Source organism: Mitsuaria sp. 7 (genome assembly GCF_001653795.1).
Lineage (GTDB): Bacteria > Pseudomonadota > Gammaproteobacteria > Burkholderiales > Burkholderiaceae_C > Roseateles.
Genome location: NZ_CP011514.1, coordinates 4,363,361 through 4,383,601 on the forward strand (window position 1 = coordinate 4,363,361; position 20,241 = coordinate 4,383,601).

At 68.3% G+C, this 20,241-nt stretch carries 19 protein-coding genes; 4 read left to right on the plus strand and 15 right to left on the minus strand.

Features of this window, described 5'->3' with window-relative positions; all coding sequences use genetic code 11:
- Positions 1–97: 97 nt before the first annotated feature.
- The 4 genes from ABE85_RS19100 to ABE85_RS19115 are packed head-to-tail and all read right to left on the minus strand — an operon-like array spanning position 98 to position 4,656.
- Complete coding sequence (locus tag ABE85_RS19100; RefSeq protein ID WP_067278212.1) at positions 98–1,477, minus strand: TAXI family TRAP transporter solute-binding subunit; 1,380 nt, start codon at positions 1,475–1,477, stop codon at positions 98–100.
- Positions 1,478–1,526: 49 nt separating this feature from the next.
- A complete protein-coding gene (locus tag ABE85_RS19105; RefSeq protein ID WP_082938757.1) occupies positions 1,527–2,204 on the minus strand; it encodes a DUF1080 domain-containing protein in 678 nt (225 codons plus the stop codon).
- A complete protein-coding gene (locus ABE85_RS19110; protein WP_067278216.1) occupies positions 2,204–2,839 on the minus strand; it encodes a gluconate 2-dehydrogenase subunit 3 family protein in 636 nt (211 codons plus the stop codon). The genes ABE85_RS19105 and ABE85_RS19110 overlap by 1 nt, the downstream gene beginning before the upstream one ends.
- Positions 2,840–2,841: 2 nt before the next feature.
- Complete coding sequence (locus ABE85_RS19115) at positions 2,842–4,656, minus strand: GMC family oxidoreductase (RefSeq protein ID WP_067278219.1); 1,815 nt, start codon at positions 4,654–4,656, stop codon at positions 2,842–2,844.
- A gap of 140 nt (positions 4,657–4,796) precedes the next feature.
- On the opposite strand from ABE85_RS19115, the gene ABE85_RS19120 reads away from it, so the two are divergent.
- A complete protein-coding gene (locus ABE85_RS19120) occupies positions 4,797–5,723 on the plus strand; it encodes an FxDxF family PEP-CTERM protein (RefSeq protein WP_067278223.1) in 927 nt (308 codons plus the stop codon).
- Here ABE85_RS19120 and ABE85_RS19125 read toward each other — a convergent pair.
- Positions 5,701–6,876, minus strand: coding sequence for a hypothetical protein (locus ABE85_RS19125; RefSeq protein WP_067278227.1), 1,176 nt, complete (start codon positions 6,874–6,876; stop codon positions 5,701–5,703). The genes ABE85_RS19120 and ABE85_RS19125 overlap by 23 nt on opposite strands.
- A 95-nt stretch (positions 6,877–6,971) precedes the next feature.
- Between ABE85_RS19125 and ABE85_RS19130 the strand changes: the two genes are divergently transcribed.
- Positions 6,972–7,724, plus strand: coding sequence for a hypothetical protein (locus ABE85_RS19130; protein WP_157522634.1), 753 nt, complete (start codon positions 6,972–6,974; stop codon positions 7,722–7,724).
- 12 nt (positions 7,725–7,736) lie between these two features.
- Here the strand turns inward: ABE85_RS19130 and ABE85_RS19135 are convergent, their stop codons facing one another.
- From ABE85_RS19135 to pcp, 6 genes are read right to left on the minus strand one after another with little or no spacing between them, the layout of a single operon-like run.
- Positions 7,737–8,336, minus strand: coding sequence for a flavin reductase family protein (locus tag ABE85_RS19135; protein WP_067278231.1), 600 nt, complete (start codon positions 8,334–8,336; stop codon positions 7,737–7,739).
- A 47-nt stretch (positions 8,337–8,383) separates the two neighbouring features.
- Positions 8,384–8,710, minus strand: a complete 327-nt coding sequence (locus ABE85_RS19140) for a hypothetical protein (RefSeq protein ID WP_067278235.1) — start codon at positions 8,708–8,710, stop codon at positions 8,384–8,386.
- A gap of 55 nt (positions 8,711–8,765) precedes the next feature.
- Positions 8,766–9,242 (minus strand): hypothetical protein, encoded by a 477-nt coding sequence (locus ABE85_RS19145; protein ID WP_067278239.1) that lies wholly within the window; start codon positions 9,240–9,242, stop codon positions 8,766–8,768.
- A gap of 1 nt (position 9,243) precedes the next feature.
- A complete protein-coding gene (locus ABE85_RS19150) occupies positions 9,244–9,852 on the minus strand; it encodes a DUF2939 domain-containing protein (RefSeq protein ID WP_067278242.1) in 609 nt (202 codons plus the stop codon).
- Between the two features lie 42 nt (positions 9,853–9,894).
- Entirely contained in the window at positions 9,895–10,758 is an 864-nt protein-coding gene (locus ABE85_RS19155) for an alpha/beta fold hydrolase (RefSeq protein ID WP_067278245.1), read from the minus strand.
- Between the two features lies 1 nt (position 10,759).
- Positions 10,760–11,407 carry a pyroglutamyl-peptidase I gene (pcp, locus tag ABE85_RS19160; RefSeq protein WP_067278247.1) on the minus strand — a complete coding sequence of 216 codons (648 nt, stop codon included), beginning with the start codon at positions 11,405–11,407 and terminating at the stop codon, positions 10,760–10,762.
- Between the two features lie 91 nt (positions 11,408–11,498).
- Between pcp and ABE85_RS19165 the strand changes: the two genes are divergently transcribed.
- Positions 11,499–12,431 (plus strand): LysR family transcriptional regulator, encoded by a 933-nt coding sequence (locus tag ABE85_RS19165; protein ID WP_067278249.1) that lies wholly within the window; start codon positions 11,499–11,501, stop codon positions 12,429–12,431.
- Here ABE85_RS19165 and ABE85_RS19170 read toward each other — a convergent pair.
- From ABE85_RS19170 to ABE85_RS19185, 4 genes are all read right to left on the minus strand, one after another.
- A complete protein-coding gene (locus ABE85_RS19170; protein ID WP_067278251.1) occupies positions 12,425–15,154 on the minus strand; it encodes a TonB-dependent receptor in 2,730 nt (909 codons plus the stop codon). The genes ABE85_RS19165 and ABE85_RS19170 overlap by 7 nt on opposite strands.
- A gap of 92 nt (positions 15,155–15,246) precedes the next feature.
- Entirely contained in the window at positions 15,247–16,476 is a 1,230-nt protein-coding gene (locus ABE85_RS19175; protein WP_067278253.1) for an MFS transporter, read from the minus strand.
- 9 nt (positions 16,477–16,485) lie between these two features.
- Positions 16,486–17,439, minus strand: a complete 954-nt coding sequence (locus tag ABE85_RS19180; protein ID WP_067278256.1) for a carbohydrate kinase family protein — start codon at positions 17,437–17,439, stop codon at positions 16,486–16,488.
- Positions 17,440–17,567: 128 nt separating this feature from the next.
- Positions 17,568–18,818 carry an ROK family transcriptional regulator gene (locus tag ABE85_RS19185; protein WP_067278260.1) on the minus strand — a complete coding sequence of 417 codons (1,251 nt, stop codon included), beginning with the start codon at positions 18,816–18,818 and terminating at the stop codon, positions 17,568–17,570.
- 271 nt (positions 18,819–19,089) lie between these two features.
- Between ABE85_RS19185 and ABE85_RS19190 the strand changes: the two genes are divergently transcribed.
- A complete protein-coding gene (locus ABE85_RS19190) occupies positions 19,090–20,241 on the plus strand; it encodes a hypothetical protein (protein WP_067278263.1) in 1,152 nt (383 codons plus the stop codon).

The following is a 20,241-nucleotide window of genomic DNA, read 5'->3' on the forward strand; positions in this document are numbered from 1 at the left end:
GGCCCGCCGGTCCCAGCCAGTGAACAAAGTCACGAACGGGCATGTCCCGGTGACAAGACGTTCCAGGCCGATGGAGGCGTCATGCTCAGCCGGTCGTTCAGTCGGTCGATCCGTCCGCCGGCCGCGACCGTTGCGCCAGCAGACGCTTGCGCACCGCATAGATGTTGTTGCGCAGCGCGTAAAGCTCTTCGGCATAGGACAGCGGCACCGCGATGCGGTGGGTGACGCGGTCCAGTTCGTCCAGCTCATCGAGCAACGCCGCGCGCTCGCCTGTGCCGGTCTCGAGCCTGGCTTCCACCTCGCGCAGCCGCGCATACCAGCGGAACACGCGCGAGCGCACGCGGAAGGTGTAGAGCGGCGGCACCACGCGCGACAGCGGCAGCATCAGCACCAGCAGGCCGCCGACCACCAGCCACATGCGTTCCAGCAGATTGCCGGCCCAGAAAGGCAGGTAGCGCGCCCAGGCCGGCGGCGTGCCGTTGATCGCGCGGTCGCCCTCGGCGCTGACCGGCAGCTCGCTGGTGCGGGTGTTGGGGAAATCGCGCGCGCCGTTGAACCAGCCGGCCCCGCTGTGCTGGCCCAGCGCCGCCTGTGCGAACAGCTGGCGCAGCGCCGGGTGCGTCTGCTCGCGCGCCAGCAGCGCGGTGGTGGTGGCCAGCAGCGGCACGTCGTGCGGCGGCAGATCGGCCGCCAGGTCCACGACGCCGCGCGGCAGCGTCACGGTGGACAGGAAAGGCAGGTGGCGCGAATAGGCCTCGTTCTGTTCGAAGGCCATGAGCGCGATGGCCGGATCGCGCAGCAGCGCGCGGATCAGGCGGGACTGCGGCGCCGAGATCAGCACCGCGGCGTCCAGCCGACCCTCGCGCAGCGCCGCGCCGGCGTCGTCGGGCGCCAGATTGGACAGCTGCAGATCGGCCGGCTTCAGGTGGTTCAGCGCCAGCAGCTTCTCGACGATCTGCGGGACGCCGCTGCCGTCCTGGTCCACGTTGACCCGCAGGCCGCGCAACTGGGCCAGGCGCTGCAATTCACCGCCGGGCTGGCGGCGCGCGATGCCGAGATCGCGGCGGTGGAAGATCCAGATCGGCTCGTAGAACAGGCTGCCCAGCGAGACGATGCCGGCCTCGGTATCGGCCACCGGATCGGCCATGCCGCCGCGCACGAAACCCACATCGGCCGTGCCCGCACGCAGATGGGCCAGATCGTCCTGCGCGCCTTCGCTGGCGATCAGCGACACCTGGATGCGCTCGCGCGCCAGCACCTTCGCGTAGCCCTCGCCGAAGTTGGCATAGGCACTGCCGGCCGGACCGGTGGCCAGGCGCACCTGACGCGGCGGCTGAGGATCCAGCCACCAGTAGGCCGCGACCAGCAGACCGCCGCCCAGCAGCAGCAGCGGCCCCATCGAGACCAGCATGTCGCGCACGGTCTGCACCAGCAGGCGCAGGCTGCGGGTGGCATGCCATTGCTGGATCGGGGTCATGGCTTGCCGTCCTGGGAAGGCGAGGTCCGGGCCGCCGGCTCGGGGAACGTCACGGCAACACCTTCACCCTGATGTTCCTGAAGTGCGCCTCGCTCTCCGGATCGTGGCCCTGCAGCGCGAAGGTACCGCTGGCGATGTAGCGCTTCTCCAGGCCCTTCTTGCGGACGATGGGCGACTCTTCGGTGTAGTCGGCCGTCTTCTCGCTGTTGACGAAGGTGGTGACGTGTTTGCCTTCGACGCGCACGGTCAGCGTGAACCACTGGTGGTCCGGCGACACGACCTTCATGTAGTCCTGCACCCCCCACAGTCCGCCGGTGCGGCTCGGGTCGCTGTGCGAGTTGTTGACCTGCACCTCGTAGCCCAGCTCGGGCCAGCCGACCTCTTGCCACTTGGTATGGAAGTAGACGCCGGAGTTGGCCTTGGGGAAGGTCATCACCTCGACCTTCAGCTCGAAGTTCTTGAAGTCGTGCTGCTGCACCGGCCCCGTGTAGAACAGGTGCGAGCGCGGGCCGCGCACGACGATGGCGCCGTCCTTCACGCTGAAGGAGCCCGGCTGGTCGCTGGCGCGCCAGTGCTCCAGGCTCTTGCCGTCGAACAGCAGTTGCCAGCCGGCGGCGGTCTCTTCGGCGGTGAGCGTGTTGGGCATGTCGGCGGCGTGGGCAGTGGCGGACAGGGCAAGCGCGGCAGCAGCCGCAATCGAGGCAATCGAGGTGGGGGCAAGGCGCATCAGGCGACTCCAACGATCTGCAGGACCTTGAGGGGCGGGCCGTCGAAGGTGACGGAGGGAATGTTGCCGACGAAGCCGACGTCCTTCATGCCGTCGGGCGTGGTGTAGAAGCCGCCGGCGGTCAGGTCGCGGAAGCGCTTGAAGAAGCGCGCGGCGGTGGCGAACTCCGGCTTGGCGCGCTCGGTCCAGCAGATGTCGTCGGCGATCTGCGACTGCTGCGGGACGTCGAGCTGGTCGAAGCGCTTGCCGCCGAAACGCTTCGCGCTTTCGGCCTCCAGCCAGTCCAGGCCGCTCACGATGACGGGCTTGTCCTTCGTCTGGTTCGGATACGGCGCGCTGACCCATTCGTCGATGAAGCGGTGCACCTGCAGTTGCGCGGCGCTGGGCGACTGGTCGTCGGCCGGGATGATCAAGCCGCACAAGGCCTGCGCGGTGCGGTTCTGCGCGGCGTTGAAGGTCAGCGGCCACAGCTCGCCGCTCTTGTAGCTCTTCGTCAGCGTCGGGTCCGTGCCGTAGCCCTTGGGCTTGCCGCCCTTGCCGTTCTTCCTCGTGGCGGGCGTGGCACCGGCCGAGACGTCGACGCTGAGCGCCGCCGCGGCGGCCAGCATCCATTGCAGGGTCGTTCTGCGGTCCATGCTCAGAGCTCCTTCTTGCGGAAACGGTCGACGATGTGGTCGGCCTGGCGCCAGGCCAGCGCCATGATGGTCAGCGTGGGGTTCTTGTCGGCGTTGGAGGCAAAGGGCGCGCCGTCGGACAGGAACAGGTTGGGCACGTCCCAGGTCTGGCCCCAGCGGTTGGTGACCGAGGTCCTGGCGTCCGCGCCCATGATGGCGCCGCCCACCTCGTGGATGATGTAGCCGCCGGGCGCGATGGCCTTGCGGCCATCCAGCTCGGGCCCGCCGTCGAGCACCTTGCCGCCCATAGCCTCGACGATCGCGGCGAAGGTCTTCTGCATGTGCGCGGCCTGGCGGGTCTCGTGCTCGGACCACTGCCAGTGGAAGCGCAGCACGGGGATGCCGAAGCGGTCCTTCGTCGCCGGGTCGATCTCGCAGAACGACTGCTCGTTGGGGATCATCTCGCCGCGGCCGGCGAAGTAGACGAACGAGCCGAAGCTGCGTCGCACGTCCTGCTTGAACTTCGCGCCGTAGCTGCCCTGGGTCATCCACTCCAGGTTGGCGCCGGTGCTGGCGCCGGGCATGCGGCGGCCGGTGCCCAGCTCGATGTGATAACCGCGGGCGAAGCCCAGGCCCTGCTCGGCCCAGCGCGCGCCCTGCTTCCCGTACAGCCACCAGGGCGCGTACATGTGCGAGCCGCCGGCGCCGTCCTCGTTGTGCGGCGGCAGGTTCTCCAGCAACGGCACCTGGCCGGACAGATCGCTGCCGACGGTGTCCATCACGTACTTGCCGACCTTGCCGCTGCTGTTGGCCAGGCCTTGCGGATACGCGCTGGTCTTGCTGTTCAGCAGGATGCGCGCCGACTCGCAGGCGCTGGCCGACAGCACGATCGCCCGCGCCCTGGCCTCGACGTGCTTGCCGGTCTTGCGGTCGACGAAGCGCACGCCGCTGGCCTTGCCGTCCTTGGTCGTCACCTCGTAGACCATGGCATCGCACAGCACGTCGAGGTTGCCGCTGGCGAGCGCCGGCGGCAGATGGACCGCGGGGCTCTGGTAGGTCGCGCCGATGGAGCAGCCGCGCGAGCACGGCGTGGCCCAGAAGCAGGCGGCACGCTCGCGCATGGACTGCGCGACCAGCGCCTGCGCGCGCGGGTTGCCGGGATGCAGCAGCGCGGGGATGCGGGTGTCGTCGAGCTTGGCGGTCAGCACCGCGCGGTGGATGGGCACCACCGGGATGCCCAGCTTGCCGGCGCGCTGGGCGACCAGGCGTTCCCCCACCCGCGCGGCGGGGGCGGGCAGCAGGCAGCCCTCGGGCGAGTCGGGCGTGTTCTCCAGGCCCTCGTTGGTGCCGTAGATGCCCACGAGCATCTCGACCTTGTCGTAGTACGGCGCCAGATCTTGATAGTCGATGGGCCAGTCGAAACCAAGGCCGTCGCGGCTGTACGGCTTGAAGTCGTAGGGGCCGTTGCGCAGCGAGATGCGGCCCCAGTGGTTGGTCCGGCCGCCCAGCATGCGGGCGCGCCACCACTCGAAGCGCTGCTCCTCGTTGTCCGAGGCCTGCGTGTACGGCTCGCCCGGCACCTGCCAGCCGCCGTCCACCGTCGCGTCGTAGAAGCCGAAGGGCTTGTCCGGCGTGCCCGCGCCGCGCAGCGGGGCGTCGTGCGAGGCCTGGAACATCGGCGTCTCGGTGCGGAAGTCGTAGTACCGGCCGGCTTCCAGCATCAGCACCTTCACGCCTTCCAGCGCCAGCGTGTAGGCCGTCTGGCCGCCGCCGGCGCCCGAGCCGACGACGATGACGTCGTAGTCGCGCGCCAAGTCGCGCGTCGTCACAAAACCCATGCGCCCTCCTGAAAAGGTGGCGGGAGTTTGCCACCGCGGCGGGCGGCCTGTCCCCCAAACGATCGACGTGGCGCCCACGCCGTCATGTCCCGTTCACGCCCCGGATCTCGTTCAACAAGGAGGAACCAGGAGAACCCGCCATGCGCATCCCGACCTCGATCGTCCTTGCCGCCGCCGCTGCCCTCGCAGGCGTCGGCACCCCGGCGTCCGCCGCGCCCGTCGACCTGTCCTCCGGCACCGGTGGATTCATCGGCAAACCCGGCGCGGGCGGTTTTTCAGAGTCTTACACCTTCACCCTGGTCTCGCCGACCACGGTCAACATCCTGCTGGCGTCGGTGGTGAACGGCGACCATCACATCGACTTCTCGAGCATCGTGCTGAACGGCCCCTCCGGGCCGATCCGCGCCACCGAGTTCACACCTGACCCCTTCACCGGCCACGTCATCAGCAACGCGCTGCTGGCGCCGGGCAGCTACACGCTCACGGCCAGCGGCACGAACAGCGCGGCCCTGGCGACCTTCGTCGGCACCATCGCGCTCTCGGGCAGCGCCAGCGCCACGCCGTCCGGCAGCGGAGGGCCGCTGGACCTCAGCACGGGCAGCGCCGGCTTCTTCAGCACGCCCAACGCCGGCGCGTTCTCCAACACCTTCAACTTCTCCATCGGTACGCCGCAGGCGGTGAAGCTGATGCTGGCCACGGCCGTCGGCGGCGACCAGAACATCGACTTCACCAGCGTCCTGCTGCGGGGCCCGTTCGGCGACCTCATGGCGGCGGCGTTCACCCGCGATCCCTTTGAGACCTGGACGCTCGCCACCCCGCTGCTCACGCCCGGCAACTATTCCATCATCGCGTCCGGCATCAACAGCGACGCCATCGCCACCTATGCGGGCACCCTCGCCTTGTCGGCGATCGATCCGAACCCGCCTGCCAACGACGTGCCCGAGCCCGGCACCAGTGCCCTGGCCATGGCCGGTCTGGCTGCCGCGCTCGTGATGAGGCGGGAGGGTCCGCATCGCACGGGGACGGCCCGGCCCGGCGGCTTCCTCACCCGGCGGCGGCGTTTTTGATCGCGTCGTCCTGCTTCGTCAGCTGGGCGCGGATGAGCTGATCGCTCATCACATGGCGCGTCAGCGGATCGGCCAGGCCGCCGGAGAAGAAGTGCTCCGTCCCGACGACGGTCGCGCCCACGCCGCGCATCAGATGGCCGAGGTTGGGCACCACGTCCAGCTTCACGGAATAGACGTTGATGTGCTGCTCCGCATCGGCCACGTCGATGCCGAGCTTGGCGTAGTCGCGGAGCTGGGACTTGTTGAGCGGCGCCGACGACAGGCCGGTGACCGTCACCGGCGCGGCAAGCGAGTAGTTGGCGATGCCGGAGGAGGCGGCTTCCCCGCCGCCCTTCGAATGGCCCATCGTCGACACCGAGTAGTGGGCCAGGTGGCTGAACTCCGGCGTCTGCTGCAGCTCCTTGATGGCGCCGACGACGCGCTGCGCCTGATCGTGGCTCTTGGTCGGCAGGCCCAGCGCGGTCCGCGCGTTGGCGGTCCATTGGGGGATCGCCATCTCCGCATTGCCCAGCGCCAGCCGCAGCGGCGGTCCCGCCACCCGGCCCGCGGTCGTCCCGCCGAAGACGGCGGCGATGTCCTCGGTCTTGTGATTCACCAGCAGCGAGGCCACGTGGCCGCTGCTGTTGTCGACGAGGGTGCCGGCCGGGCGCTCGATCTGGCTCGACGGGAGGAGGCCCTTCTGGCCGGGGCGGCTGACCCGCTCCTCGGCGCTCCAGACCTTGTCGGCGACCGCGGACGCCAGGGCGTCGCTGGGCTGGTAGTTGCCCTTGGCGATGCGCTGGTACGGGAACATGCCGGCGTCCAGCTTCTCGCGCAGGTCCTCGTTGGCTTTGAGCCGCTGCTCGGGCTGGCTCGCGGTCTTGGACTCGAAGGTCGGCAGATCCGCGCCGCGCCGCAGGGGAAGTGCAACGTCCTTGGGCGAGGTCTCCGGGATCGCGGGCCGGATGCTCGGAAGCACGGCGCCCCGCGGGGCGACCGCGGACCGCGACCCTGCCGACGCCGGCGGACGCCGTTCGCGCAGGCCGCCGGCGGCGTTGTCCGCCGTCGTCGTCGAAGGGCGTAGCGAGCCGGACGACGAAGACTTGTCGACGGCCGACGACCAGCCATCGGCCCCGGGCGCGCCCGATCCGGAATTGGGGGAGTTGACTCTCATCGCCGCAAACTAACGAGCCGCGCGCGCCGGACGTCAGCGGATGCGAAGCGGCGTCTGCAAAGCAGAAGTCCGGGCGGGACTTCGTGGCGAGACCGATGCCGGATGGGGCTTGCATCAGGCGCCTGGAAGATGGCGGAGTTGCCCGGCGGCTTCCGGCGGGTCGACATGCCAGAATCAGAAAAAGATGCTTCTTTCATCGGCCCGGGGAGGGGACCATGAGCCGCGAATGCAACGACGAGGCCTACGCCGCATGGGAACTCGGCCACCTTCAAGAGGCTGCCGAACTGTTCATGGAGGCGGCGCGGATCGAGACGGCCGCCGCAGCCCTTCGCAGCCCGTATGCCACGCCCGACCGGACGATCACCAGTGAGGCGCGGGCAGCGTTCTGCTACTGGGATGCCGGCGACCTCGAGCAGGCGAGACCGCTGCTCCGCAAGGTCATCCAGACCGACTGGAAGAAGGCGCGCCTGTGGTCGGATCGGCATGACACGGAGAAGGCGTTCATGCGGCTCATCCTCGAAGCCGCCAGCCAAGGCAACGGCGCGCAGTTCGATGCGCTCTGGCTGGAAGCCTCGCAGCGCGGGCAGGACCTGGACTATCCCTTTCCCACCATCCTTCCGAACCAGAAGAAGCTGCTGCAGGCCGCGCTCCTCCTGGAAAGGTTTGACGCCGTCCGACAGGTTCTCCTACGCATCAATCCGGAGCACCTTCAGAACGACCATGAGCTTCAGCTGTTGAAGGCGATGGCCGAGCAGCGGGTGGAGGCGCGCGTCTCTGCCAGCGCCGCGCCGCGACGTCCGTCGCTGATCCGGCGACTGATCCGGCCCTTCGTTTCCGATCGGACATAGCGGCTGGGCCGCCTAATCTGGCCGCGCCATGAAGAACTTCTCCCCCAGCTCGAAGTAGTCGCCCGGGCCACCGCCTCGCAGGATGATCTTCGCCGCAGCGGTGTCGAAGATCCCGTCCTTCAACAGCGCCGGCGAGATGTGCATGAGCACGACCTGACCCAGGATCATCCAGGTGTCGACGGGCTCGTCGTCCATCGAGCTCAGCTGGATGAGCTGGGACACCTTGCACTCGAAAGCCACCGGGCTCTCTCCGACGCGCGGCGGCCCCACCTTGACCGAAGCAACCTCGGTCAGCTTCCCGAGCTCGAATTCATTGACGCCGTGAGGCACCCGCGCGCACGTGGCATTCATGGCCTCCGCCAGATCGCGCGTGGCGAGATTCCAGACGAACTCGCCGGTCTCCTCGATGTTCCGCAGCGAGTCCTTCCGACCGATGCTGGAGAAGCCGATGATGGGCGGCGTGTAGTTCAACGCGGTGAAGAAGCTGTACGGCGCCAGGTTCACGACGCCGGCCTTGCTCTTCGTGGACATCCAACCGATGGGTCGAGGTCCGACGATCGAGTTGAACGGGTTGTGGGGAAGGTTGGGCGCGGTGGGGTCGTAGGTGTGCATGCGGCAGGTCGATCGCGTTGGAATCGGCGTCGGACGTGGTTTGCCGATCAACCGGGACGCCGCAGTGCCAGAAGGCAACGGCACTGGGTCATCGCGTGCATCCCCATCGTCGAGACGTTCCGGCTCATGGCCAGTCCCTGGACGCCTCGAGTGGCGACGCGCCAGGAGCTTCGGGCCGCGTCAGGGGCTCGGGCGACGACGGTATGCCAGGCGAGCTTCAGATAGCCGCTCATCGTCAACAGGATGAGGCCGGCGCCGACGGCATCCGCCAGCATGATCAGCGCGCGCAGCTCAGGATTGGTCACGACCAGCAGCAACCCCAGCGCCGCGAGCGCGGCTCGGTGACTCTTGAACAGCTTCAGCAGTTTTTCCATGGCTCATTCTGGCAAGGGCGGCGTCACGAGTCCGTGAACACCGGGCGACATGCAATCAACGAGTCGGGAGTTCTGATTCGCAAGCGCCTACGTACCGCTCCGGCGCGACCGGAAAGCCCGCAGGCTGGTGCTCACGCGTTGCATCCGCGGGTGAAACCCCGTTGCGAATGAGCAGGATCAAGCGGTCTCGATTCACGGCCGCATTGATCGGCGCCTGCGGTTGCGCGCGAAAGTCGTCCATCGCTTTGGGCACTGGCGCCTGATACACGGCGGCACAGCCCGCGCCCTTGACCATGAACGCGCCGGTCCCCCACCGGACGACCGCACTGCCGCCGTCCGGAATCTCGCGACATTGGCTCGGTAGCCCGTCGCCACCACAAACGGTCAGCGCCACGCCGCTTGTGTTGTGAACGCGAATCTCCAGATATCGAGAACACGCGACCAGTCCGACGCAGGCGATGAACACAGGCAAGGCGAATCGTTGAACGGTGACGAGGCGTTTCCACACCTGTGGGGACATGACGCGCAACATGTCACAAGGCCGGCAACCGGATCTCCGTCAGCACCCACGACGCGAATCCGCGCCGCTGGAAGACCAGCCCGGTCCGGCGGTCCTCGGCCTGACCGGCGCGGCGGGCGTAGAGGATGAAGGTGTCGACGCCCTGACGTTCCGTCGTCCAGATGGGCTCGCGCTTCGATGGCGTCGCGCTGCCGTCGGTCTCGCCGCCCTCGTCGGAGGGCGCTTCATTCGGCGCCTTCGAGCGGGAATCGCGCCGCGGCATCAGCTTGCCCTCCTGCATGATCCGCATGACCGACTCGGGACGCACGAACGCGTCCACCAGGCGGTCGACCATCGCCGTCGCGAACAGCGAGCCCAGCGCCGCACCGGCCTTGGCGATGTCGCTGCCGGACTCGGAACGATCGTTCGTCCGGGCGCCGATGGCGCCGGACAACTGGCCCTTCAGGCTCTCGCGCAGCAGCGGATAGTCGACGCGTTCGTTGAACGCCGTCGCGTCGCCGGCCTTCGCGGCGTTCCGCATCTGATGGATCGCCAACCACGGCGACCAGTACCAGTAGGCGGCGAGCGCCAGGACCGCCGCGACGAGCGCGACCTTCGAGAACTTCCGGGCGGTGGGGGTCATTCCTTGCCTTGCATTGGATGCATCGACAGGGAGTGTAGAAAACTATCGGGTGGCGAGTAGCTGAACCAGATGATCGGCCACGACTTCCGGCTGCTCCTCCGGCAGATAGTGACCGCAATCGCGCAGCACGCCGCCCTGCAGCCGCTCTGCGCGTCCGCGCATCGCGTCGAACAGATCGGGCGCGCTGCCGAGATCGCCCCCGAGCGCAAGCACGGGCATCCGCAGCGGCGTGTCGGCCAGCGCGCGATTGGCCGCGGCATCCGCGATCGCGGCCCGGTAGTAGCCCAGCATGCCGCGCAGCCCGCCGGGCTGGCGATAGACACGCTCGTACTCGTCGACGTCGGCGCGCTCGAAGACCGCCGGCGCGTTGGCGGTCTTGCGGGCGAAGAACCACTCGATCAGCACGCGCTCCCGGTCCTTCAGCAAAGCCTCCGGGAGATCGGGCACCGTGTTGAACAGGAAGTGCCAGCGCTTCCAGTTGTCGGGGCCGAGCTCGAACCGCTCCGCCAGCGTGACGCCGGGAATGTTGGCGTCGAGCAGCGCCAGATGCGTCACCGCCTCGGGGTGGCGCGCCGCGTACGGATAGGCCATCCACGCGCCGATGTCGTGTCCCACGAGCGCGATGCGGTCCAGGCCCAGCGCCTCGAACAACGCGACCAGCCGATTGCCCGTCGTGACGGCGTCGTAGCCGCTGTCAGGCTTGTCGGAATCGCCCTGCCCCGGCAGGTCCACGGCGATCGCCCGATGCCCCGCAGCCGCCAGCAGCGGCATCACGCGTCGCCACGCGTAGCAGCTCTGGGGAAACCCGGCCAGGAGCACGATAGTCGGCGCGTCGCCTGCCTTGCCTGTTTCGACCAGATGCCAACGCAATCCCGCCGCGGAGACGAAGCGATGCCGCAATGCCATCTCAATGCTCACTGCCGAAGCCGAGCTTCACGTCCTGCGTCGTGATCAGCGTCGTCGCGATCATGACGCGGACGGCCTCGATCAGCGTCTCGCGCGCCATGCTCGGCGCGTTGCGATGGCGGACCGCCTGTTCCGGCAGGAAGGGCACGTGGATGAAGCCGCCGCGCAGACCAGGCCGGCGCGTCGCGATGTGATGCGACAGCGCGTAGAAGATCGCGTTGCAGTTGTAGGTCCCTGCGGACTCGGAGACGGAGGCGGGAATCCCCGCCGCATGGAGCGCGGCCACCAGCGCCTTGATCGGCAGGGTCGAGAAGTACGCGGCGGGGCCGCCGGCCACGACGGGCTCATCCACTGGTTGCAAGCCGGCGTTGTCGGGAATGCGCGCGTCCACGATGTTGATGGCGACGCGCTCGATCGTGACGTCGGCCCGCCCGCCGGCCTGCCCGAGGCACAGCACCACGTCGGGTCTGATCTCCTCGATCGCGGCGACCAGCGCGCCGCCGACCTCGCCGATCACGCAGGGCAGTTGCCGTGCGACGAGTCGCGCCGATCCGAGGGTCTCGCCGTCGAGCGCCCTCACCGCCTCCCAGGAAGGATTGATGGTCTCGCCGTTGAAGGGATCGATGCCGGTCAGCAGGATGGTGGTCACGGTCGTCGCTCGTGAAGTGGTCGTGGCGACGATGCTAGGCAGCGCGACCCGATTCTCCGAATGGATTCACGGTATTCGTTATATTGGTTTGATGAATCTGGCCAGCGTCGATCTCAACCTGCTCGTGGCCTTCGAGGCCCTCTACGACACGCGCAGCGTCAGCCTCGCCGGGCAGCGGCTCCACCGCGCGCAGCCGTCGGTCAGCAATGCGTTGTCGCGGCTGCGGCACCTGTTCGGCGATGCGCTGTTCGTGCGCAGCGCGCAGGGCATGCTGCCCACCGCGCGCGCCGATGCGCTGCGGCCGATCGTCGGCGCGGCGCTGGCGCAGATCCGCGCGGCGCTGACCTCCGCGGGGGACTTCGATCCGGCGCAGGCCAGTGATCGCCGCTTCACGATCGCCGCGAGCGACTACGTGGACATCGTCCTGCTGCCCAGCCTGATGGCGCTCCTGCGATCACAGGCGCCTGGCCTGAGCCTGCGCTTCACGGCGCTGGACCGCGCCTCGATCTACGCGCAGCTGGACCAGGGCGAGGTCGACCTCGCGATCGGCGGGCATCTCGCGCCGCCCAAGCGCATGACGAGCGAGCATCTGTACGACGAGGACTTCGTCTGCGTCACCGACCGCTCGCGCGCGCCCAAGCGGCGGCGGACGATGTCGCTCGATGTCTACGTGGATCTGCCGCATGCGCTGTTCGTGCCGAGCGACGACGGCTCCACGCGCGGCGTGATCGATGCGGCGCTCAACCGGCTGGGACGCCGCCGGCGCGTCGTCGCCACCTTCGCCCACGTGGCCGCCCTGCCCCGCGTGGTGCAGGGAACGGACCTTGTCGCGACGCTGGCACGGCGGGTGGCGGAGCGGCTGGCACCGCCCGGCGTCGCCCTGCAGGAGTTGCCCGCCGAACTCGACGCCACCGCGTTCCCCATCCATCTGGTGTCGGGCTCCCGCACCCAGACCGACCCGGCAGGCCTCTGGCTCTGCGGGCTGGTCAAGGAGGCGGTGACGACGATGCTCGCCGATCAGTAATCGATCCCCACCCGGATCCCGAAGGTCCGCGGATCGTTCCAGTACCCGCGCACGAAGCCGCCGCCGTCCTGCGCGGAGTTCTTCGTCATCTTGTTGGTCGCGTTCAGCACGTAGATCTCCGCGTGCCAGTCCTTGGGCGCCTGCAGCCGCAGGCTCGCATCGACCTTCGCGAAGGCCTTCTGCCCGTCGGAGATGTGCGCGTTGTCCAGGTTGCGCAGCGTGAAGTACATCTTGTCCTGCCACTTCACGTTGACCCACGGCGTCAGCTCCCAGCCCTCGCCGAAGCGGAAGCTCTGCGAGAAGTTGACGCCGAAGCTGTACTTGGGCGACAGCGGCAGGTGGTTGCCGGTGATGTCGTAGATCTGGCGGCCGGCGTTCTCGCGGATCGGACCGGTGTAGGGGTCAGGACATGCCGGCGCGCCCATCTCGGCGCGCACGCCGCAGTTCCAGCTGTCGCTGAAGGACGGGTAGTCCTTCATCCGGCTGTTGATGTAGCTGAAGAAGGCCCCCAGCCGCGCACCCGCCCAGGGCTTGTAGTCGACCTCCAGCTCCAGGCCGGGGATGTCGACGACGCCGACGTTCACCGTCTGCCACTTGGTGACGATGTCGCAGGTCGGGTTCTCGTCCGGGCACGGACCCACCTGCTTGACCTTGGAGGCGAAGAAGTCGCCCGTGACCTGCATGTCCTTGTAGCGGCTGTAGAAGAAGGTCGCCGACAGGCTCAGGCGCTTGTCCAGCATCAGGCCCTTGTAGCCGAGCTCGAAGTTGGTGACCGTCTCCGGCTTGTACGGGAAGAAGGTGTACTGCGGACCCGCCGGGCCGTCGACGCATTCCTTGCCGCCGCAGCGGTCGTCCTTGTCGCCGAAGCCGCCGGCCTTGTAGCCGGTCGACAGCGAGGTGTAGACCATGTCCGCCGGCGTCAGCTGCTTGCGCAGGCCGAGGCGGTAGGTGAATTTCTTCCAGCTCTCGCCGTGGTCGTTGCCCGCGGGCTCGCCCCACAGGCCGTAGGCGCCGGGACCGGCGAAGGGGCCCATCTGCTCGGTCAGGTCGCGGCCGTTGTGCGGGCGGAAGCCCGGCGTGCCAGGCGTGCCCGGGTCGTAGAGGCCGTTGTAGTACGCCGGCGTCGAGCCGTCGAAGCTGCCGTAGACGCGGCCGCCCTTGTCGGTCTTCTTGTCGAAGCTGACGCGGCCGCCCACCGTCGCGGTCCAGGTCGGCAGGAAGGTCCAGTCGGCCTGCGCAAAGATGGCCTTGGCGTCGATCTGCCGATCGGGCTGAGCGTAGTACTGGCTGGTCGGGAAGCCGAAGGGCGCGGTGACCAGCTGCTCCTGCGCGTAGTCGATCGCGTTCTTCTCGTGCATCCAGAACAGGCCGGTGACCAGCTGCACGGTGTCGGTATGGTGCTTGAACTGCAGCTCGTGCACCTGCGACTTGTAGGTCGAGCCCAGCGTCAGCGAGGTCTCGTCGCGGATCGGCCAGGTGCCCCAGTCACCGTCCGGTCCGACCGGCACGGTCGCCGTGACCTGGCGCGACAGCGGGTAGTAGCCGCCGTCGTCGTCCGACTGCTGCGAGCGCTTCTGCGTCGCGTAGGCGAAACCGTACTCGATCGTGGAGCGATCGTTGAGCTTCCAGTTCAGGTTGGAGCGCACCGTGTCGATCGACATGTCCGTCTTGCCCGGCACGTTGACCTTCACGTCCCACTTGCCGCCGGGGCAGGCGAAGTCGGTGCCGGCGGCCATGTCGCAGTCCTTCATCGCGATCTCGCCGGCGCCCTTGTTCTGGAACTTCTCGTAGGCCACCAGCCATTCGAGGTCGCTCGACAGCTTCACGCGACCGGCGATGCGCGCGGCCCACTCGTCGCGGTTGTAGTAGTACTTGCTGCGCGGCACCTTGGCGTTGCGGCGCTGGTCCACGTCGGGGATGCCGTCGGCGACGAAGCCGTGCTCGGGCATGTTCACGTCGGTGAAGTCCTGCTGCTGGTTGATCCAGCCGTCGCGCTTGATCGTGCTGACCGTGGCGCGCAGCGCGATCGTGTCGTTGACCGCGATGTTCTGGATCACGTTCAGCTGGCGCTTGCGGTAGTTGCCGAGGTCCAGTTCCGCCGAGCCGTAGGTCGAGCCGAACTCGGGCTTGGCCGGGATGATGTTGATGCTGCCGCCGGTGGAGTTCCGGCCGAACAGCGTGCCCTGCGGGCCGCGCAGCACCTCGACCTGCTCGAGGTCGAACATCAGCGCCAACGCGCCTTGTGGCCGCGGCGAGTACAGGCCGCCCACGTGCAGGCCGACGGCCGGGTCGCCGACCTCGGTGAAGTTGGTCGAGCCCACGCCGCGGATGTTGATCTGCACGCCCGAATCCGCGCCCTGCGATATCTGCAGGTTCGGCACCTTGCCGGAGAGGCCGCGCACGTCGTGGATGCCTTCGCGGGTCAGCGCCTCCTGCGAGAGCGCCGTCACCGCCACCGGCGTCTGCAGCAGGCCGGAGCTCACGCGCGTCGCGTTGACGGTGATCACGGGGAGCTCGTTCTTCTCCTTGTCCGTGATCTCGCGCGCCTTGGCATCAGGCTTGGTGTCAGGTTTTGCCTCGGCCTTCGCCTCGGGCTGCGACACCGGCGCGGTCTGCGATTGCGCGAAGGCGGCGGTGGCCAGCAGGCTCACGGCGGCAGCCGTGGCGGTGCGAGCGAAAGCGGCTCGGAACACGGGACGGAAAGCGGCTCGATCGGGTCTCATCACTGGGATCTCCATGGGTCTGGCAGGCAGCCGCCGTCCCGGCGACGGGGCCGTGAACGTGGGCTGGAGGGGGAGGCGGTACGGAGCGCGGGTCAGGCCCCGGGACTGGGCTTGAACCGGGACAGCAGGCGGGACAGCGGAACGGTGTCGTTGGTCACGAGCGGCCGCGCCCAAGCACTCACGCTCAGGATGTAGAGGAGCGTGAGGAAGACAGTGGACATCGCGGCGCGCAGGCCGATGGCGTCCCCGAGCAGGCCGACCAGCAGCGGCACGACCGCGCCGCCGAGGATGCCGGTGCAGAGCACGCCGGAGAACGCGCCGTGGTGGTGGGGCACCGAGTTCAGGCCCAACGAGAACACCACCGAGAACATCACGGACAGGAAGAAGCCCGAGGCCGGGAAGGCGATCTGCGCGAGCGGCGCGGGGCCGAAGAGCGCGAGCGCCACGCTGCCGATGGCCAGCACGGTGAAGCCGGCGAGCACGACGCGCGAGTCGAGCAGCTTCAGCAGCCCGAGCCCGAGCAGGCAGCCCAGCGACATCAACCCCCAGAAGCCCGCGACCGCATCGGCGCCGTCGGTGGTGGCGGAGATGCCGTGGTAGGTCGAGAGGAACTGCGACATCCAGTTGGCCAGCGTCTGCTCGGTGCCGACGTAGGCCATGATGCCGAGGAAGAAGAGGCGGACATCGCGGCGCGCGAGCAGCTCGCGATAGGCGGCCCAACCCCCGGCGCGTTCATCGTCCTTGAGCTGGACCTCGGGCAGCGGCAGCGTCTGGTTGGCGAGGATCAGCGCGATGAAGCCCACGACGAAGATCCAGTAGAACGGCACCCATGCGAGACCCTGGCTGGCTTCGGGGCGCTCCATCAGCAGCTGGAAGGCCATCGGGCTGAGGAACGAGGCCAGGCCGAAGACCAGTTGCCCCATCACCGAGAAGAAGGCGAAGTGCGGCTCGCCGCCGGCGGTGCGCATCAGCGGGTTGATCACGACCTGCAGCAGGGCCATGCCCAGCCCGATCACGAACAGCCCGCCGACGGCCGTCAGGTAGCTCGGCCACAGCGCGATGGCGAGCGAGCCCGCCCCGTTCAGCACGAAGGCCGTGAGGATGGTGAAGCGCGAGCCCTTGCGTTCCACCAGCATGCCGCCGGGGATGGACACCAGCCCGTAGGCGAGGAAGAACGAGAACGGCAGGAAACCCGCCAGGCCCAGGCTCAGGTGGAAGTCCTGGATGATGATCGGCATCAGCGGCCCGATCAGGTTGGTGACGAAGGAGATCACGAACCAGATGACCAGGATGTAGCCGACGATCAGCGCGCGGTGCTTCATGGCGACTCCTCAGGCGGGAACCGTGGACGGAAGGCAGCCGGCGAACTCGCCGGCGCGGATGGTCTTGCGCGGGAAGCGCGACAGGATGGCCCCGGCGGTGCGGCAGCCCGCGGCCAGGCCCTCGACGAGGTCGCCGCCGCGGAGGCGCGCGGCGAGGTAGCCGGCGTTGAATGCGTCACCGGCGCCGATGGTGTCGAAGATGTCGGCGGGCTCGGTGATGCGCTCGACGCGACGTCCTGCTTCGATGCCGAGCGCGCCGCGGGCGCCGACTTTCACGATCAGGCTCGCGTCGGGCTTCAGCGCGCGGCCGATCAGCACCAGCGCGTCGTCGAGGTTCCCGGTGCCGGCGATGCTCTGCGCCTCGAGCTCATTGATGAGCAGGTGGTCGCAGTGCGGCAGCCAGCTCATCACCTCCTCCCGGTCCCAGCCTTCCGGCGGCCAGCCGGTGTCCAGCGCGACGCGGTAGCCGCGGCGCCCGGCCTCGGCCATCAGCGCCGCGTAGCGCGGACGCAGCTCGGTGAGCAGGAAGGGCGCGGTGAACAGCGCGATGGCCGGCGCGTCCGTCGGCAGCAGATGAGCGAGCACGTGATCGGCCGACACCCGCTGCAGGTGCCCGTGCGTGGTGAAGAAGTTGCGCTCGCCGCAGGTGTGCATCAGGCCGACCGAGACGGTGGTCTCGATGTCGCAGATCTCCAGGCTCGTGGCGATGCCGGCGAACTGCGCCGCCAGCCATTGACCGAAGTGGTCGTTGCCTACGGCGGAGATCAGGTGCGCGCGTTGTCCGATGTGGCGCGCGGCCAGCGCGGCGTTGGCGCCGGAGCCGCCGGGGCGCAGCTCGCTGCGCGGCATCAGGAGTTCGGTGCCGAGTTGCGGCCACTCGGTCAGGCTGCCCAGCACGAGGTCGACGCCGACGTCGCCGACGATGCTGAGCGGGGGATGTGAAAGAGGTCGTGCCGTGTCCATGGGCGCCGACTGTAGGAGCACTCAGAACACAGCGTCAATAATTAAATCCATTGGATTTAAGTAATCAAGGGATTCCCCCAGCCGGCTTTACCCTCACCTCGTCTTGCACGCCCCACGGTCCGATCGCTCTACCCCCGCTTAGGTATGGACGCGCGATGGCCCAGCAGTTCGGCCACGTCGGCCTCGCCGCGACGGTCCTGCTGCAGCGTCTCCAATCGAGGCGACAGCATCTCGTAGATCGGCAGTACGGCGGCGCCGAGGATGGAACTGTCGTCCTGCCGATCGGACAGCAGCAGGCGCGTCTCCGGCGTCGCGACGCCGCCGCGTACCGAGCGGTGCCACGGCTGCGCGAGGGCGACCAGATGCTCCACCAGCACCTTGGGCGCGGAGCCGCCGATGACGATCGAATGCGGGTCCAGCATGTTCTCGATCATGCAGACCGCGTCGCGCAGCCGGTCCGCGGCCTGGCGGCACCACTGGTGCAGCGCCTTGTCCTTCGGATCCTTCAGCCGCTTGGCGAGGTCCAGCGTCCAGACGTCGTGGTCGGACACCTTCAGCGCCTCCGCCAGCGAGTGCATGGACACGTAGCGCTCCAGGCAGCCGCGGTTGCCGCAGTAGCACGGCGTGCCGCCGGGCACGATGGGCACGTGGCCGATCTCGGTGGCGTTGCCGTTGGATCCGGGATAGGCCGCGCGGCCGATCACCAGCGCGCCTCCGAGGCCCAGCCCGAGGTGCAGATAGAAGAAGTTGTCCAGGTTGCGGGCGACGCCGAAGAGCGTTTCGCCCAGCGCGCCGGCAACGCTGTCGATGCGGTAGAAAACGGAGAGCCCCGTGACTTCGCCGAGCTCGTCCAGCACCGACAGGTCGTTCCATCCTTCGAGCGCCGTCGGGCCGACGAAGCTGATGTCGGTGTGCCCCAGCGGTCCCGGCAGCGCGACGCCGATGCCCCACAGCGGCTCGGTCGATTCACGGCGCAGCTGCGCGACGAGCTGCAGCATCGCGGCCAGCATCTGGCGGCGGTCGCTGGTGTCCATGTCGACCTCGCAGCGGCTGCGGATCTCGCCGACCAGGTTCACCAGCGCGGCCGACGCGCGGCCCGGCTCCAGGCTGATCCCGATGGCGTTGCCCGCCTGCGGGTTGAGCTCGAAGGCGATCGGCGGCTGGCCGCGCGACTTGTCCACCTTCTGCCGCCTCGACACGATCAGGCCGATGGCCTCCAGGTCGTTGGTGATGTTGGCCACCGTCTGGGGGCTCAGCGACACCATGTCCGCGATGTCCTTGCGGGAGGCCGCGCCGTGCTGGCGGATGAAGTCCAGCACCACGCGGCGGTTGTAGGGCGCGCTGGACTGTTGGGTGGCCCCTCGACTGGTCGTTCTCATGCTGGCGGATGGTCCTTCGGGTATCCCCCATTCTGACGCAGCTTCACGACGGCATCACGCGCCCGTCCGACAAATCAATTTACACATCCAATGGTTTTATTTATTGCGTAGTCGAAATGTTCCGCCTACATTCGCCGCCCATGGGCTGCAACGACCCACGCCCCCGAGCGCAGGACCGGCTTGGCGAGAGTGGTGGGCAGCGGCTCTCGGGAACCCATTCCCGTGGCGCAGGCCACGCCCCCCACCCCCGTGTTTTCCGGAGGCAACCCCCATGCAATCCCATTCCCCCAGCGTCCGCCGCATCGGCGTGCAAGCGGCGCTCACCGTCCTGGCGCTCGTCTGCGGTGCGTCCGTGGCCGTCGCGGCCGGCAAGCCCAAGGCCGGTGCGCAAGCCAGCGGCCAACCCAGCGTCTACGTCCAGGACGGCTGGGTCTACACCAACACCTTCACGGCGACCGGCCAGCCGCTGGTCACGGCGACCAAGGCCGCTGCGGCGGCCGGCGTCATCCCCGTCGGCGACTCGCGCGTCTACGGCAACGTCTTCGACAAGGGCCGCAAGCTGACCGTCAACCAGTGGCAGGCCGTGCTCAGCATGGACGCCTATCCGGAGAACGGCACCACCAACTATCAAGACCCGGAACCCTGGCGTTATTGCGAGGTCGACTACGAGGCCTCGGAAGGCATCTCCGACTACCGCGGCAACACCTTCGGCCCGGTCGGCGTGACGACGGTCGGCGACTTCCCGGACTACTTCAAGAACGCCTACGCGCCCTACGTGCTGGGCAAGACCGGTGCGACCAACACCGACATGAAGAACTGGGGCGTCCAGGTCACCGGCATCGCGGCGGCGGACATGAAGGCGGACGACTCGCGCCTGGACCCGTATCCGAACCTGTCCCGGTCCAACTCGAAGAAGCGGGCGGCGCTGACCAAGATCTGCCAGGCGCTGCAGTCGGACTTCGACAACCGCCAGGCGCAGTACGTGATGAGCCATTACGCGCACATCGACAGCGACAAGCTGCTGCCGGTGCTGGACGCGTTGAAGAAGATCGGCTTCACCAGCTTCAGCCAGTACAACCTGGTCGGCCTGGCCTTCCAGGTGCAGGTGAACACGGGCTCCATCGGCAGCGTCTCGGCGTTCAGCTCGGTGAAGTCGGCGGGCAACTGCGGCAGCATGTCCAACGAGACCTGCTTCGCCACCTACCTGACGGACCAGTACATCCGCTGGCTGAAGTCCTCCAGCCTGGGCGACGATGCGGGCAACTGCTGGCGCGCGAGCATGGCGCTGGACATCTACAAGCAGGACCCGACGATGGGCAACGTCGGCACGGTGACCAGCATCATCAACAGCAAGTACCCGAACAACTCGGGCAAGTGCCCGACCTCGGGCGTGAAGTGGTCCAAGAACATGGCCTGGAACTGA

Coding starts and splice junctions, on each gene's coding strand:
- ABE85_RS19150 (WP_067278242.1), bottom strand. CDS start 9,852: ATGACCCCCACCGCCCGGAAGTTCTCGAAGGTCGCGCTCGTCGCGGCG.
- ABE85_RS19100 (WP_067278212.1), bottom strand. CDS start 1,477: ATGACCCCGATCCAGCAATGGCATGCCACCCGCAGCCTGCGCCTGCTG.
- ABE85_RS19165 (WP_067278249.1), top strand. CDS start 11,499: ATGAATCTGGCCAGCGTCGATCTCAACCTGCTCGTGGCCTTCGAGGCC.
- ABE85_RS19140 (WP_067278235.1), bottom strand. CDS start 8,710: ATGGAAAAACTGCTGAAGCTGTTCAAGAGTCACCGAGCCGCGCTCGCG.
- ABE85_RS19145 (WP_067278239.1), bottom strand. CDS start 9,242: ATGTTGCGCGTCATGTCCCCACAGGTGTGGAAACGCCTCGTCACCGTT.
- ABE85_RS19185 (WP_067278260.1), bottom strand. CDS start 18,818: ATGAGAACGACCAGTCGAGGGGCCACCCAACAGTCCAGCGCGCCCTAC.
- ABE85_RS19190 (WP_067278263.1), top strand. CDS start 19,090: ATGCAATCCCATTCCCCCAGCGTCCGCCGCATCGGCGTGCAAGCGGCG.
- ABE85_RS19105 (WP_082938757.1), bottom strand. CDS start 2,204: ATGCGCCTTGCCCCCACCTCGATTGCCTCGATTGCGGCTGCTGCCGCG.
- ABE85_RS19135 (WP_067278231.1), bottom strand. CDS start 8,336: ATGCACACCTACGACCCCACCGCGCCCAACCTTCCCCACAACCCGTTC.
- ABE85_RS19155 (WP_067278245.1), bottom strand. CDS start 10,758: ATGGCATTGCGGCATCGCTTCGTCTCCGCGGCGGGATTGCGTTGGCAT.
- ABE85_RS19130 (WP_157522634.1), top strand. CDS start 6,972: ATGCCGGATGGGGCTTGCATCAGGCGCCTGGAAGATGGCGGAGTTGCC.
- ABE85_RS19180 (WP_067278256.1), bottom strand. CDS start 17,439: ATGGACACGGCACGACCTCTTTCACATCCCCCGCTCAGCATCGTCGGC.
- ABE85_RS19125 (WP_067278227.1), bottom strand. CDS start 6,876: ATGAGAGTCAACTCCCCCAATTCCGGATCGGGCGCGCCCGGGGCCGAT.
- ABE85_RS19120 (WP_067278223.1), top strand. CDS start 4,797: ATGCGCATCCCGACCTCGATCGTCCTTGCCGCCGCCGCTGCCCTCGCA.
- ABE85_RS19115 (WP_067278219.1), bottom strand. CDS start 4,656: ATGGGTTTTGTGACGACGCGCGACTTGGCGCGCGACTACGACGTCATC.
- ABE85_RS19110 (WP_067278216.1), bottom strand. CDS start 2,839: ATGGACCGCAGAACGACCCTGCAATGGATGCTGGCCGCCGCGGCGGCG.
- ABE85_RS19170 (WP_067278251.1), bottom strand. CDS start 15,154: ATGAGACCCGATCGAGCCGCTTTCCGTCCCGTGTTCCGAGCCGCTTTC.
- ABE85_RS19175 (WP_067278253.1), bottom strand. CDS start 16,476: ATGAAGCACCGCGCGCTGATCGTCGGCTACATCCTGGTCATCTGGTTC.